The organism is Streptomyces sp. V1I1, assembly GCF_030817355.1.
In the GTDB taxonomy this organism is placed as follows: domain Bacteria; phylum Actinomycetota; class Actinomycetes; order Streptomycetales; family Streptomycetaceae; genus Streptomyces.
In genome coordinates, this window is sequence record NZ_JAUSZH010000001.1 from 4062471 (window position 1) to 4076533 (window position 14063).

Sequence of the window (14063 nt, forward strand, 5' to 3'; positions counted from 1 at the left end):
CGCGGCGAAGCATCCCGTCACACCCCCAGCTCAGCGGCTATCCGCCCACTCTTGATCGCCGCCAGCAGATCCGCGTGGTCCGCTTCCGTGCGGTCCGCGTACGTCATGGCGAAGCCGGCCACCGCCTCGTCCAGCTCCTCGTTCTTGCCGCAGTACCCGGCGAGCAGCCGCGGATCGGCGCTGTGCGCATGCGCCCGAGCCAGCAGCGCGCCGGTCATCCGCCCGTAGTCGTCGAATTCGTCGGGCGCGAGCGCCGCCGGGTCCACGCTTCCCTTGCGGTTCCTGAACTGCCGTACCTGGAAAGGCCGTCCGTCGACCGTCGTCCAGCCGAGCAGAATGTCACTGACCACCTGCATCCGCTTCTGGCCGAGCACTACCCGGTGCCCCTCGTGGTGCACCTCCGCCACCTGGAACCCGGCGGCCGGCAGATACGGCAGCAGTGCCGAGGCCCGCGCCTCCTTCACCTGAAGCACCAGCGCCTCGCCCCGGTGGTCGAGCAGCAGCACGACATAGGACCGCGTGCCGACGCTCCCTGTCCCCACCACCCGGAACGCCACATCGTGGATCGCGTACCGCGCGAGCAGTGGCAGCCGGTCCTCCGACAGCGTGCGCAGATACCCCTCGAGCGCCGAGGCGACGGCCGCCGCCTCCGCGTCCGGCACCCGCCGCAGCACCGGAGGCGCGTCCACGAAGCGCCGTCCGCCGTCGCCACACTCCTCCGTCGCCTTTGCGGCGAAGCGTGCACTCGTGTTGTTACGGGCCTTCTCCGAGACCCTCTCGAGCGTGCCGAGCAGATCGCGCGCGTCCGTGTGGGAGACGAGCTCCTCGTCGGCGATGGCATTCCACGCGTCCAGCGCGGGCAGCCTGGCCAGCAGCCGCATGGTGCGCCGGTACGCGCCCACCGCGTCGAACGCGGCCGCCCGGCAGACAGTTTCGTCCGCGCCCGCCACCCGGCCGGCCAGCACCAGTGAGACGGCGAGCCGTTTGACGTCCCATTCCCACGGGCCGACGACGGTCTCGTCGAAGTCGTTCAGGTCTATGACGAGGCGGCCGCGCACATCGCCGTACAGCCCGAAGTTCGCCGCATGCGCATCGCCGCAGATCTGCGCGCTCACCCCGGTGACCGGAGTGCCCACCAGGTCGTGGGCCATCAACCCCGCCGAGCCGCGCAGAAACGCGAACGGCGATGCGGCCATCCGGCCCACTCGTATCGGCGTGAGCTCGGGCACCCGGTCGCGGCTGGACTCCTCGACGGCCTCGACCGCGTCGGGCCGCGCCACCGCGAGCACCAGCGAGTCGTGCGAGGCCCGCGGCACCCGGTCCCGCAGCGCCTTCCCCGCCTCCTTCGGCGACCGGGCGGCGTACGCAGCGCCGGGCGCTCCCTGCCCCGGACGCGGTGCGAAGCCCGGCACCACCGGAATGCGCTCCCCGCCCGTCGCCCCTGCCCCGACCTGCTGCACCGGCATCACCGTCTCAGCCTCGCTCATGACGCGCTGCCTCCCCCGTCGTCGTACCGACGTCAACATCAACTGCCAACGACGGTACCGCCGCTGCCTGACAACCGTCTCCCCCTGTGGATAACGTTGCGCAACTCCGCGGCCTGCAAGGATCAAGCGCCCCAACCCCGGCCTTGAGCCTCCGCCCGAGCCGGGAGCCCCGCTAACAGGGGGCCGAGTCGCCCTTCGCCGCCAGATACGTGTCGGCCCACAGCGCCAGTTCCTTGAGCGCGGGCTCCATCGCCGCCCCGGCCTCGGTCAGCCGGTACGCGACGCGCAGCGGGGGCCCCTCGTCGACCTCTCGCACGACCAACCCCGCCGCCCCCAGCTCGGTCAGCCTGTCCGAGAGCATGCGCTCGCTGATGCCCGGGATGGCCCGCCGCAGCTCCGCGAAGTGCACAGCGCGCTGCATGAGCACCGAGACGATCAGCCCGGTCCAGCGCTTGCCGAGCAGCTCGAAGACGCGCGTGATGCCCCCATCGACCCTCTTGCACGCCTCTTCGCTGTGTTCCGCCATGCCTCCAGACTACTGCTCCATCCCCATGAACTTACGAAAGATAAGTACCTATGATATCTATAGGTGCGTACGGAATTTCATCACACGCCACCCCTCACGGAGAACCTCATGGCCACGCTGCTGCATCTCGACTCCGCCGTCTTTCCCCGAGGCTCGGCCTCCCGCGACATCACCGCCTCCTTTGTCCGGGCCTGGCAGGAGCAGCACCCCGAAGGCACGGTCGTCTACCGCGATCTCGCCGCCACGCCCCTGCCCCACCTGGACTTCGCCGCCGTTTCCGCGGGGATAGAGGACGCGCTGCGCGCCGAGCTCGCTGCCGAACTCGAAGCGGCGGACGCCGTTCTGATCGGCGCACCTATGTACAACTTCACGATCCCGTCCACCCTCAAGGCATGGCTGGACCAGGTGATCATCGTCGGCCACAACGTCGGCCCCGACGGTCCGGTGGCCGGCACCCCGGTCACGGTCGTCGCCAGCCGCGGCGGTTCGTACGCTCCGGGCACCCCGCGCGAGGACTACGAGTTCGTCCAGAATTACTTGGAGAAGGTGCTGACCGGCATGCTCGGCGCTGAAGTCGACTTCATCGTCCCCGAGTTGACGCTGGCGCGCTCCAAGCCCGAGATGGCGGAGCTGATTCCGCTCGCCGACGCCTCCCGTACGAAGGCGCTGGACGAGGCTGCCCAGAAGGGCAAGGCCCTGGCTGCCCGTCTCGTCGCCTGACCACAGGTGCCGCGCGCACAGCACGCACCTCACGCGAACGCCCGCGGAGAGTCCAGCCTCCGCGGGCGTTTCACGTGAAACAGTCAACGCGGATGTTCCACGTGAAACGTCAGCCCGTCAGGACGCCCACAGGCACCCACGACGCCCACACGCACGACGCCCGCACGCAGAACGCACCAGAGGCAGGCCCCCAGGCCCACCCGCTCACCATCCACCGTCCAACCCGGCGTCCCGCGCCAGCAGTGCCGCCTGCACCCGGTTCTCGCACTCCAGCTTCGCCAGGATGCGGCTCACATACGTCTTCACCGTGGCCTCGCTCATATGCAGTCGCCTCCCGGCGTCCGCGTTGGACAGCCCCTCCCCGAGCAGCGCCAGCACCTCCCGCTCGCGGGCGCTCAGCCCGGCAACGCGAGCCCGCGCCTCCTCGCCGCGCGCAGCCGCCCGCCCGGACGCGAGCTGGTCCACCACATGCCGGGTCGCTCCGGGAGAGAGATACGCCTCGCCCGCAGCCGCGGCCCGTACCGCCCGGATCAGCTCCGCGGGTGCAGTGTCCTTGAGCAGGAACCCGGCGCCCCCGTGTTCCAGCGCCCGCAGTACGTTCTCCCGCTCGCCGAAGGTCGTCAGCACGATCACCCGCGTCGCCGGTGCTGCCCGGCGGAGTTCCCTCAGCGCCGTGAGCCCGTCCATCACCGGCATCTGGATGTCGAGGAGCACCACGTCGGCGGTGTGGGAACGCGCCAGGTCGATGGCCTCGCGTCCGTTCGCAGCCTCCGCCACGACCTCGATCTCGCGGTCCGAGGTGAGGATCATCCGGATCCCTGCCCTGATGAGCGGCTCGTCATCAGCGACGACGACCCGGATCGCCGACCCAGTCGGCGACCCCGTCGACGCACCCGTCGGCGACCCCGTCACATGCACCCCCACACCACAGGCACCCCCACAACACATCTGCCTTTACGGCCTACCGGCACCCGCCGCCTACCGCCCTCAGCGGCTCACCTCGTAGGACTTCTTCTCGATCAGCTTGCCGCCCTTGAAGCAGAACCGGAACACCGGCTCGGTCTCGATACTGTCCCCCACCTCCGAGGACATCAGCACCAAGCACTTGGAGTCCGCAGGCTCCTTCGGGCCCTTGCCGCTCAGCCCCGTCGTCGTGATCGTGTCCCCGCTCGGCAGCTGATCGCGCACCTCTTCCTCGGACGCCCCGATCTTCACCTGCTCGTACTGGGCCGAGTCGATCATCCCGTCGCTCACCGACCCCACCAGGAAGAACATCCCGAAGACACCCGCCACCACCAGCACCAGCAACGCCGCCAGGGCAATCCCGCATCCCAGCGCGAACCCCCCGCCACCGCTCTTCCCACCCATCGCCAACTCCCGCTCCGAAACAGTCCAGTCCATGACCGGATCACCGTTTCCGAGCGCGGCCTTCGGCGACTGCTGGCGGAAGTCGTCCTCCGCAGCGACGAACGGCGCGGCCTCCACGACCCCGTACGGCAGCACTCCGGCCACCCGGAAGCCCCCGCCGTCCGCCGGCCCCGCATGCACGATGCCGCCGACCAGCCGCGCCCGCTCGCGCAGCCCGGTCAGCCCCTGCCCGCCGCTGACCACCTCGCCGGGTGCCGGCGCCCCAACTGCCCCGCTGACGATCTCGACGACGACCGAGTCCGGCTCGTATCGCAGCTCCACGTCGATCGGAGCGCCGGGAGCGTGCTTATACGCGTTGGTCAGCGCCTCCTGCACGATGCGGTACGCCGCATGGTCGGCCGCCGCGGCGAGCGCCCGCACCTCGCCCTTGCACCGCAGCTCCACCGCGTTGCCCGCCGCCCGCGCGGCCTCCACGAGCCCCTCGATACCGGCCGTTCCACGCGCGACCCGCCCCGACTCGTCAACAGGCGCCGGCCCCTCGACCCCGTCCCGCAGAATCCCGACGACCTCACGCAGTTCATGCATCGCGGTCACCGAAGCGTCCCGCAGCACCCCGACCGCCTCCCGCTGCCGCGGCGTCAGCTCGGGATCCACCTCCAGCGCGCCGGTGTGCACGGAGATCAGCGCCAACTGGTGACCGAGGCTGTCGTGCATGTCCTGAGCGATCCGCTGGCGCTCACGCAGCCGCGCCTGCCCCTCCACCATCGCGCGTTCCCGCAACAGCTGGACGTTGCGCTGCTGCAGGGTGTGCAGCAGGGTCCGGCGCTGCGTCCAGTAACGGCTGGCCAGACCCGGTACGACCGCCGTCGCAAGGAAGTACAGAGTGGCGAGCAGCACCATCGTCATCGGCGTCTGCTCGGACCAGGTGTCGACGAGCATGGTGCCGACAAAGAGGCCGTACGCGACGGTGAACGCGACCAGCGCCCGCCCGGCGCCCACGATCCTGCGCCCCGCCGACCAGCCCACGACCATCAGCAGCGGCGCGAAGCCGCTCATGAGCGGCGCGAGCGCCGCGGTGACCGCCATCACCGGCGCGGGCATCCGGCGCCGCAGCAGCGACAGCAGCGCGGCCGCCGCCCCGACGCCGAGCAGCCGCAGCCCCGCGCTGCCCGTCAGTTCCTCGGTTCCGGCGGCCATGAGACCGAGCACCAGCGCGAGCACCACCTCGCCGGCGGTCCGCCTCCGCGACCAAAGCTCGGGTGCCGCCAGCCACGTCCAGCCGGCCCATATCTTCGATGACGCGTTCACGCCCGCACCCTAAGCAGCCCGCCCCGCCGCCCACGGCCCACTTTCGTCTCGCCCCGGAGCGACGAACGTCGCGCAGTCGCACATCCCACACTCCGACAGCCCGCGCGGAGGACACCCCCGGCGGGATGACGGCAACGCAGAAGCCCCGTAGGCCGATGACCTACGGGGCTTCTGATCTGTGCGCGAGGGGGGAGTTGAACCCCCACGCCCTTTCGGGCACTGGAACCTGAATCCAGCGCGTCTGCCTATTCCGCCACCCGCGCATTGGGTGCTGCCGCCTTGTGCCCCACCCGTTCGGTGTGACCCCCTGGCGACATCCAGAAGATTAGCACGCGGCACTGGGTGCATTCACACTCGATTGTTTCGGCAGAGCCGACGAAGGAAGAGGGAACGGAGAGCGGTCTCCCCCCACTCCTCTTGGGTGCACCCTGGGTGCGGGACACTGTCAGGAGGCCGCCTCTACGATCCGTGTGAGAGGTGACACTCATCGACGGGGCAGACAAGGGGAACCAGCCGATTTCCCGACGCGTGGATACGATCAGTAAGCAGTACCAGGACGGCAACGACGGAGGAGGTGCCTCATGGGAGTCCTGAAGAAGTTCGAGCAGCGACTCGAAGGTCTGGTCAACGGCACCTTCGCCAAGGTGTTCAAGTCCGAGGTCCAGCCCGTCGAGATCGCGGGCGCGCTCCAGCGCGAGTGCGACAACAACGCGACGATCTGGAACCGCGAGCGGACGGTCGTCCCCAACGACTTCATCGTGGAGCTCAGCGCACCCGACTTCGAGCGCCTGAGCCCGTACTCCGGCCAGCTCGGCGACGAGCTCTCCGGCCTGGTCCGCGACTACGCCAAGCAGCAGCGCTACGCCTTCATGGGGCCCATCAAGGTCCACCTGGAGAAGGCGGAGGACCTCGACACCGGTCTGTACCGGGTGCGCAGCCGCACCCTCGCGTCGAGTACGTCACAGTCGCCCGAGCGGGCCCCCGCCGGCCCCGGGCCGGCCGCAGTCCCTCAGGGCGGCGCCCGCGGCGGCTACGGCTACCCGCCCGCCGGTGCACCCCCCATGCCGGCCGCGCCCCCTCCGGGCTCCGGCCGACCCGGTCCCGCGCCCGCCGCGGACCGCCGCGCGGCACCCGGCCCAGGCCCGATGCCGAGCACTCAAGTGCGACGCTGGATCGAGATCAACGGCACCCGCCATCAGATCTCCCGCCCGACGCTGGTGCTGGGTCGCAGCACCGACGCCGATGTGCGGATCGACGACCCCGGCGTATCGCGCCGGCACTGTGAGATCCGGACCGGAACGCCCTCGACGATCCAGGATCTCGGGTCTACCAACGGCATCGTGGTAGACGGGCAGCACACAACCCGCGCTACGCTCCGCGACGGCTCGCGGATCGTCGTGGGCAACACCACCATCGTTTACCGGCAAGCCGAAGGGTGAAGCGGGGGCAATGTCAGAGCTGACCCTGACGGTCATGCGGCTAGGTTTCCTAGCCGTTCTGTGGCTGTTCGTGATCGTGGCCGTCCAGGTCATCCGCAGTGACCTGTTCGGTACGCGCGTCACGCAACGCGGCTCACGTCGCAACGCCGACGCGCGTCCCCAGCAGACGCGCCAGACCGCCGCGCCGCCGCAGCAGCGCCAGCAGGCGGGCGGCGGCCGCCAGCGCCGTGGGGCGCCCACCAAACTTGTTGTGTCCGAAGGCACCCTCACGGGCACCACGGTCGCCCTGCAGGGCCAGACCATCACGCTGGGCCGGGCGCACGACTCCACGATCGTGCTGGACGACGACTACGCGTCCAGCAGGCATGCCAGGATCTACCCGGACCGTGACGGCCAGTGGATCGTCGAGGATCTCGGGTCCACCAATGGCACATATCTCGACCGGACCCGACTCACCACCCCGACACCGATTCCGCTGGGCGCGCCGATCCGCATCGGCAAGACCGTCATCGAGCTGCGGAAGTAGTACGACAATGAGCGAGCGGAGCGAGCGAGCCGCAGCGGTCCCTACAGCGGACCGGGACGGGCTCCCGACCGGAGGGTGGGCAGTGTGGCTCGAGACCGGCTGTACCCCGAGCCGACGGGCGAGGTGCGCATGAGTCTGTCTCTGCGCTTCGCCGCCGGATCGCACAAGGGCATGATCCGGGAGGGCAACGAGGACTCCGGCTATGCCGGCCCCCGCCTTCTGGCCATCGCCGACGGCATGGGCGGCCAGGCCGCCGGCGAGGTCGCCTCCTCGGAGGTCATCTCCACGCTCGTCACGCTCGACGACGACGTGCCCGGCTCGGACATCCTCACCTCGCTCGGTACGGCCGTGCAGCGGGCCAACGACCAGCTGCGGCTGATGGTCGAGGAGGACCCCCAGCTCGAAGGCATGGGCACCACGCTCACCGCCCTGCTCTGGACCGGCCAGCGCCTCGGCCTCGTACATGTCGGCGACTCGCGCGCCTATCTGCTCCGCGACGGCGTGCTGACGCAGATCACCCAGGACCACACCTGGGTGCAGCGCCTCGTCGACGAGGGCCGGATCACCGAGGAAGAAGCCACCACCCACCCGCAGCGCTCCCTGCTGATGCGCGCGCTGGGCAGCGGCGACCATGTCGAGCCCGACCTCTCCATCCGCGAGGTCCGCGCCGGCGACCGCTATCTGATCTGCTCCGACGGACTGTCCGGCGTGGTCTCCCACCAGACGATGGAGGAGACCCTCGCCAGCTACCAGGGCCCGCAGGAGACGGTCCAGGACCTGATCCAGCTCGCGCTGCGCGGCGGCGGCCCCGACAACATCACCTGCATCGTCGCCGACGTCCTCGACACCGACTCCAACGACACCCTGGCCGGGCAGCTCAACGACACCCCGGTCGTCGTCGGCGCGGTCGCCGAGAACCAGCTCCAGCTGAACGACGGCGGCGCCATGCAGACCCCGGCGGGACGCGCGGCCGGCCTCGGCCGCCCCGTGCCCCCGCAGCAGAACGGCAGCTTCGGCCCGCCCGGCAGCGGCGACGGCATGGGATACGGCGGCATGCCGCCCGAGGGCAGCTTCGGGGCGTACTCCGACGAGGACTTCGTCAAGCCGCGCGGCAGCCGCAAATGGCTGAAGAGATCCTTCTACATCGTGCTCGCCCTGGCGGTTGTCGGCGGCGGTCTGTACGGCGGCTACCGCTGGACCCAGACCCAGTACTACGTCGGCTCCCAGAATGAGCACATCGCGCTCTACCAGGGCATCAGCCAGGACCTGGCCTGGGTCTCGCTCTCGAAGGTCGAGAAGGACCATCCCGAGATCGAACTCAAGTACCTCCCGCCCTACCAGCGCAAGCAGGTGGAGGCGACGATCACCGCCGACAGCCTCGGCAAGGCCCGCGCGAAGATCGACGAGCTCGCCGTCCAGGCCACCGCCTGCAAGAAGGACGAAGAGCGCCGCGAGGCTGCCGACCGCGCGAGCACCCCGCCACCCGGCGAGGGCGAGGCCGGTGGCACCACCGGCAAGCCGACCACCCAGAACGCCAAGACCAAGCCGACCGCAGCTACTCCCTCTCCGGGTCCCACCCTCTCGGAGGAGGAGCAGAAGCTGGCCTCGAACTGCGGAAAGCAGTAATCGGCCGTAGGGGGCCTTCTCCACCATGAGCGTTGTCACCAACACCACCACGATCGGCGCGATCGAAGCACCGAGCCGCCGCAACACCGAGCTGGCGCTGCTCGCCTTCGCAGTCGTCATCCCGGTGTTCGCGTACCTCAACGTCGGCCTCGCCCTGAACGGCGAAGTGCCGGCCGGACTGCTCGGATACGGGCTCGGCCTCGGCCTGCTCGCCGGCGTGGCCCACCTCGTGGTGCGCAAGTTCGCCAGATACGCGGACCCGCTGCTGCTGCCGCTGGCCACCCTGCTCAACGGCCTCGGCCTGGTGATGATCTGGCGCCTCGACCAGTCGCCCCGGCTGATCCAGCGGGCGACGACGCTCTTCGGGGGCTTCAGCCCCGACGCCCCCAAGCAGCTGCTGTACTCGGCGATCGGCATCGCCCTCTTCGTCGGCGTACTGATCCTGCTCAAGGACCACCGGATCCTGCAGCGCTACACCTACATCTCGATGGCGGTATCGCTGGTCCTGCTGATCCTGCCGGTGTTCTTCCCCGCGGTGAACGGCGCGAAGATCTGGATCAGCCTCGGCCCCTTCACCATCCAGCCAGGTGAGTTCGCAAAGATCATCATCGCGATCTTCTTCTCGGGCTATCTGATGGTGAAGCGGGACGCCCTGGCGCTCGCCAGCCGCCGGTTCATGGGCCTGTACCTGCCGCGCGGCCGTGACCTCGGACCCATTCTCGTGGTCTGGGTGATGTCGATCCTGATCCTGGTCTTCGAGACCGACCTGGGTACCTCGCTGCTGTTCTTCGGCCTGTTCGTGATCATGCTGTACGTCGCCACCGAGCGCACGAGCTGGATCGTCTTCGGTCTGCTGATGTCCGCGGTCGGCGCGGTCGGCGTGGCCACCTTCGAGCCGCACGTCCAGCAGCGCGTCGAGTTCTGGCTCAACCCCTTCGCCGAGAAGACCTGGGCGCAGAGCGAGCAGATCGGCCAGGCCCTGATGTCGTTCGGCTCGGGCGGCACACTCGGCACCGGCCTCGGCCAGGGCGACTCCGACCTCATCGGCTTCGCCGCCAACTCCGACTTCATCCTCTCCACCTTCGGCGAAGAGCTCGGACTCGCCGGAATGATGGCGTTCCTGCTGATCTACGGCCTGATCGTGGAGCGCGGCGTGCGCACCGCCCTCGCCGCCCGCGACCCCTTCGGCAAGCTCCTCGCGATCGGCCTCTCCGGCGCCCTCGCCATCCAGGTCTTCGTGGTCGCCGGCGGTGTGATGGGTCTCATCCCGCTGACCGGTATGACCATGCCGTTCGTCGCGTACGGCGGCTCGTCCGTGATCGCCAACTGGGCCCTGGTGGGCATCCTGATCCGCATCAGCGACACCGCCCGCCGTCCCGCGCCCGCGCCCGCCCCGTCCCCCGACGCCGAGATGACCCAGGTGGTCCGACCGTGAACAAGCCCCTGCGCCGGATCGCCATCTTCTGCGGGCTCCTCGTGCTGGCCCTGCTGGTGCGCACGAACTGGCTCCAGTACGTCGAGGCCGAAGAACTCAACACGCACTCGAAGAACCGCCGTGTCCTGATCGAGCGGTACGCCAACGAGCGCGGGAACATCATCGTCGACGGCAAGCCGATCACCGGCTCCGTGGAGACGAACGACACGGACTTCAAGTACAAGCGCACCTACGTCGACGGCCCCATGTGGGCGCCGGTCACGGGTTACGCATCGCAGGCCTTCGACGCCAACCAGATCGAGAAGCTCGAGGACGGCATCCTCACCGGCAACTCCGATCAGCTCTTCTTCGACCGCACGATGGCGATGTTCACCGGCGACAAGAGGAAGGGCGGCAACGTGGTCACCACCCTCAACGGCGCCGCGCAGAAGGCCGCCTTCGAGCGCCTCGGCTCCAAGAAGGGCGCGGTCGCAGCGATCGACCCGCAGACCGGCAAGATCCTGGCCCTGGCCTCCACCCCCTCGTACGACCCCTCGAACTTCGCCGGCTACTCCGGCAAGGACGAGAAGGCGTGGCTGGCGCTGGAGCGGGACAAGGACAAGCCGAAGCTGAACCGCGCGCTGCGCGAGGTCTACCCGCCCGGCTCCACCTTCAAGGTGCTCACCGCGGCCGCGGCCCTGGAGCACGGCGCCGTCGACGACATCAACGCGGCGACGGACACCCCGGAGCCGTACATCCTGCCCAACACCCGTACGCCGATGGTCAACCACGCCAACGGCTGCAAGAACGCCAGCCTGAACGAGGCGCTCAAGGTCTCCTGCAACTCCGTCTTCGCCAAACTCGGTGACAAGGTCGGCCGGGACAAGATGGTGGAGACGGCCCAGAAGTTCGGCTTCAACAATCCCGAGATCGACACCCCGGTGCGGGCCGCCGCCTCCGTCTACGACAAGACGATGGACCGCCCCGGCAATGCCCTGTCGTCCATCGGCCAGTTCAACACCGCCACCACACCCCTCCAGATGGCCATGGTCACCGCGGCGATCGCCAACGACGGCAAGCTGATGAAGCCGTACATGATCGACCGGCTGGAAGCGCCCAACCTGGAGGTCATCAAGAACAACGAGCCGCAGGAGATGAGCCGCCCGCTCTCCCCGAAGAACGCGCAGCTCCTCCAGGAGATGATGGAGAACGTCGTCGAGCAGGGCACCGGCGGCAACGCCAAGATCGACGGCGTCCAGGTCGGCGGCAAGACCGGTACCGCCCAGCACGGCGAGAACAACAGCAAGAACCCGTACGCCTGGTTCATCTCGTACGCGAAGACCTCCGACGGCGGATCCCCGGTCGCCGTCGCCGTCGTGGTCGAGGACAGCGAGGCCAAGCGGGACGACATCAGCGGCGGCGGTCTCGCCGCCCCCATCGCCAAGGCCGTGATGAAGGCTGTACTGGACAGCAAGAAGTGACGCGGATCACGTCTGGCGTCCATACCTGCACATTGCGATACCGGTCGGGTATCAGGTGACGGTCACGGGCGGATCAGATGCGGCGTGCCCGGTAGCGTATGCGCGAACAGCACACCGCCGGACCACACACGGGTGCGGTCGGGACTGACGGAGAGGGCTGGAACAGTTATGGAAGAGCCGCGTCGCCTCGGCGGCCGGTACGAACTGGGCTCGGTGCTCGGCCGTGGTGGCATGGCAGAGGTCTACCTCGCCCACGACACCCGGCTCGGCCGCACCGTCGCCGTGAAGACGCTGCGGGCCGACCTCGCCCGCGATCCGTCCTTCCAGGCCCGGTTCCGCCGTGAGGCCCAGTCTGCCGCCTCGCTCAACCACCCGGCGATCGTCGCGGTGTACGACACGGGCGAGGACTACGTCGACGGGGTCTCGATCCCGTACATCGTCATGGAGTACGTCGACGGGTCAACGCTCAGAGAGCTGCTGCACTCCGGGCGCAAGCTGCTGCCCGAGCGCACGCTGGAGATGACCATCGGCATCCTCCAGGCGCTCGAGTACTCGCACCGCAACGGCATCGTCCACCGCGACATCAAGCCGGCGAACGTCATGCTGACGCGCACCGGCCAGGTCAAGGTGATGGACTTCGGCATCGCCCGTGCGATGGGCGACTCCGGCATGACGATGACGCAGACCGCGGCCGTCATCGGCACCGCCCAGTACCTCTCCCCGGAGCAGGCCAAGGGCGAGCAGGTCGACGCGCGCTCCGACCTGTACTCCACGGGCTGCCTGCTCTACGAGCTCCTCACCGTGCGTCCGCCCTTCGTGGGCGACTCCCCGGTGGCGGTGGCGTACCAGCATGTACGCGAGGAGCCGCAGCCGCCGAGCAACTTCGACCCCGAGATCACGCCCGAGATGGACGCCATCGTCCTGCGGGCCCTGGTCAAGGACCCCGACTACCGCTACCAGTCGGCCGACGAGATGCGCGCGGACATCGAGGCCTGCCTCGACGGCCAGCCGGTCGCGGCGACGGCGGCGATGGGCGCGGTCGGCTACGGCGGGTACGCCCCGGACGACCAGCCGACCACGGCGCTGCGCCAGGCCGACCCGGCCGGCCAGACGTCGATGCTCCCGCCGATGAACCCGGACGACGGGGGCTACAACGGCTACGACGACCGACCGGACCGCCGCCGCCAGAAGAAGTCGAACACCTCGACGATCCTGCTGGTGCTCGCGGGCATCCTGGTGCTGGTCGGCGCGGTGCTGATCGGCAAGTCGGTCTTCAGCGGCAATGGCGGCGGCAACAGCGATGTGCCGGTGCCGCAGCTCGTGGGCAAGCCGTTCGAGCAAGCCCAGAGCCTCGCGACCAACGCGGGCGTCAAGGTCGCGCAGTCCGATACACAACGCTGTGACCAGCCCAAGGGCAGCATCTGCAGCCAGACGCCGGCCGAGGGCAAGATGCAGCAGGGCGAGACGATCCAGGTGGTCGTGTCGGAGGGCGCGCCCAAGGTCGAGGTGCCCGACGTCACGGAGAAGTCCCTGGCGAGCGCCAAGGACCAGCTGCAGGGCAAGGAATTCAAGGTCGAGGTCAAGGAAACCGAGTCCGACGAGGAACCGGGCACCGTGCTCAAACAGAACCCCGATGGCGGCACCCAGGCGGAGAAGGGCTCCACGGTCACTCTGACAGTGGCCAAGCAGTCCAAGATCAACGTGCCCCGGGTCGTGGGCGCGCAGTTCGACGCCGCCAAGGCCCAGCTCGAAGGCCTCGGGTTCACTGTCGCGCGGGTCGATGTGGACTCCAACCAGCCTGCGGGCCAGGTCATCGAGCAGTCCCCGTCGGGCGACTCGAAGGCGCCCAAGGGCACGCAGGTCACGCTGAAGGTCTCCAAGGGCCCGCAGCAGACACTGGTGCCCGTTCCCGAGATCAGGACCAAGAGGGTCTCCGAGGCCAAGCAGATCCTGGCGCAGAGCGGCTTCACGAACATCCAGTTCGCGCCCGGCAGCTCCACGGACGACAACGCCTTCGTGAGCAACTCCGACCCGCAGCCCGGCACTCCGGTGGACCCGGCGACCACAACGATCACGCTCACGACGGTCGGTGGCAACGGCGGGAACGGCGGGAACGGCGGCGGCGGGAACGGCGGCGGCGAGTTCATCGGCGGCGCCGGCGACTAGCC

11 protein-coding genes and 1 tRNA gene are annotated in these 14063 nt (G+C 69.2%); 7 read left to right on the forward strand and 5 right to left on the reverse strand.

The annotated features are described in order from the left end of the window. Positions 1-17: 17 nt before the first annotated feature. On the reverse strand, positions 18-1487 hold the full coding sequence (locus tag QFZ67_RS19080; protein WP_307662299.1) for a DUF2252 domain-containing protein: 1470 nt from the start codon (positions 1485-1487) through the stop codon (positions 18-20). A 172-nt stretch (positions 1488-1659) separates the two neighbouring features. Beyond that, complete coding sequence (locus QFZ67_RS19085) at positions 1660-2013, reverse strand: helix-turn-helix domain-containing protein (RefSeq protein ID WP_307662300.1); 354 nt, start codon at positions 2011-2013, stop codon at positions 1660-1662. A gap of 108 nt (positions 2014-2121) precedes the next feature. Between QFZ67_RS19085 and QFZ67_RS19090 the strand changes: the two genes are divergently transcribed. Then, a complete protein-coding gene (locus QFZ67_RS19090; protein ID WP_307662301.1) occupies positions 2122-2733 on the forward strand; it encodes an FMN-dependent NADH-azoreductase in 612 nt (203 codons plus the stop codon). Between the two features lie 204 nt (positions 2734-2937). On the opposite strand, the gene QFZ67_RS19095 is transcribed toward QFZ67_RS19090, so the two are convergent. From QFZ67_RS19095 to QFZ67_RS19105, 3 genes are all read right to left on the reverse strand, one after another. Next, positions 2938-3645: a response regulator gene (locus tag QFZ67_RS19095; RefSeq protein ID WP_373430232.1), complete on the reverse strand. Its 708-nt coding sequence runs from the start codon at positions 3643-3645 to the stop codon at positions 2938-2940. A 75-nt stretch (positions 3646-3720) separates the two neighbouring features. Beyond that, positions 3721-5409 (reverse strand): sensor histidine kinase, encoded by a 1689-nt coding sequence (locus QFZ67_RS19100; RefSeq protein ID WP_307662302.1) that lies wholly within the window; start codon positions 5407-5409, stop codon positions 3721-3723. Positions 5410-5588: 179 nt separating this feature from the next. Then, positions 5589-5672: transfer RNA gene (locus tag QFZ67_RS19105), tRNA-Leu, on the reverse strand. Between the two features lie 318 nt (positions 5673-5990). Between QFZ67_RS19105 and QFZ67_RS19110 the strand changes: the two genes are divergently transcribed. The 6 genes from QFZ67_RS19110 (at position 5991) to pknB (ending at position 14061) form a co-directional block, all read left to right on the forward strand. Next, a complete protein-coding gene (locus tag QFZ67_RS19110; RefSeq protein ID WP_307662303.1) occupies positions 5991-6848 on the forward strand; it encodes a DUF3662 and FHA domain-containing protein in 858 nt (285 codons plus the stop codon). 10 nt (positions 6849-6858) lie between these two features. Next, positions 6859-7374, forward strand: coding sequence for an FHA domain-containing protein (locus tag QFZ67_RS19115; protein WP_307662304.1), 516 nt, complete (start codon positions 6859-6861; stop codon positions 7372-7374). Positions 7375-7503: 129 nt separating this feature from the next. Further along, on the forward strand, positions 7504-9000 hold the full coding sequence (locus QFZ67_RS19120; protein WP_307662305.1) for a PP2C family serine/threonine-protein phosphatase: 1497 nt from the start codon (positions 7504-7506) through the stop codon (positions 8998-9000). Positions 9001-9025: 25 nt separating this feature from the next. Next, positions 9026-10435 (forward strand): FtsW/RodA/SpoVE family cell cycle protein, encoded by a 1410-nt coding sequence (locus QFZ67_RS19125; RefSeq protein ID WP_307662306.1) that lies wholly within the window; start codon positions 9026-9028, stop codon positions 10433-10435. Continuing rightward, positions 10432-11895 (forward strand): penicillin-binding protein 2, encoded by a 1464-nt coding sequence (locus tag QFZ67_RS19130; RefSeq protein ID WP_307662307.1) that lies wholly within the window; start codon positions 10432-10434, stop codon positions 11893-11895. Before QFZ67_RS19125 ends, QFZ67_RS19130 begins: the two co-directional genes overlap by 4 nt. A gap of 168 nt (positions 11896-12063) precedes the next feature. Next, a complete protein-coding gene (pknB, locus tag QFZ67_RS19135) occupies positions 12064-14061 on the forward strand; it encodes a Stk1 family PASTA domain-containing Ser/Thr kinase (RefSeq protein ID WP_307662308.1) in 1998 nt (665 codons plus the stop codon). The last annotated feature ends 2 nt before the right edge of the window (positions 14062-14063 follow it).

Bases quoted from the DNA above. Each gene is read 5' to 3' on its own strand.
- QFZ67_RS19090 (WP_307662301.1), top strand. From the start codon at position 2,122: ATGGCCACGCTGCTGCATCTCGACTCCGCCGTCTTTCCCCGAGGCTCG.
- QFZ67_RS19110 (WP_307662303.1), top strand. From the start codon at position 5,991: ATGGGAGTCCTGAAGAAGTTCGAGCAGCGACTCGAAGGTCTGGTCAAC.
- QFZ67_RS19115 (WP_307662304.1), top strand. From the start codon at position 6,859: ATGTCAGAGCTGACCCTGACGGTCATGCGGCTAGGTTTCCTAGCCGTT.
- QFZ67_RS19080 (WP_307662299.1), bottom strand. From the start codon at position 1,487: ATGAGCGAGGCTGAGACGGTGATGCCGGTGCAGCAGGTCGGGGCAGGG.
- QFZ67_RS19085 (WP_307662300.1), bottom strand. From the start codon at position 2,013: ATGGCGGAACACAGCGAAGAGGCGTGCAAGAGGGTCGATGGGGGCATC.
- QFZ67_RS19120 (WP_307662305.1), top strand. From the start codon at position 7,504: ATGAGTCTGTCTCTGCGCTTCGCCGCCGGATCGCACAAGGGCATGATC.
- QFZ67_RS19125 (WP_307662306.1), top strand. From the start codon at position 9,026: ATGAGCGTTGTCACCAACACCACCACGATCGGCGCGATCGAAGCACCG.
- pknB (WP_307662308.1), top strand. From the start codon at position 12,064: ATGGAAGAGCCGCGTCGCCTCGGCGGCCGGTACGAACTGGGCTCGGTG.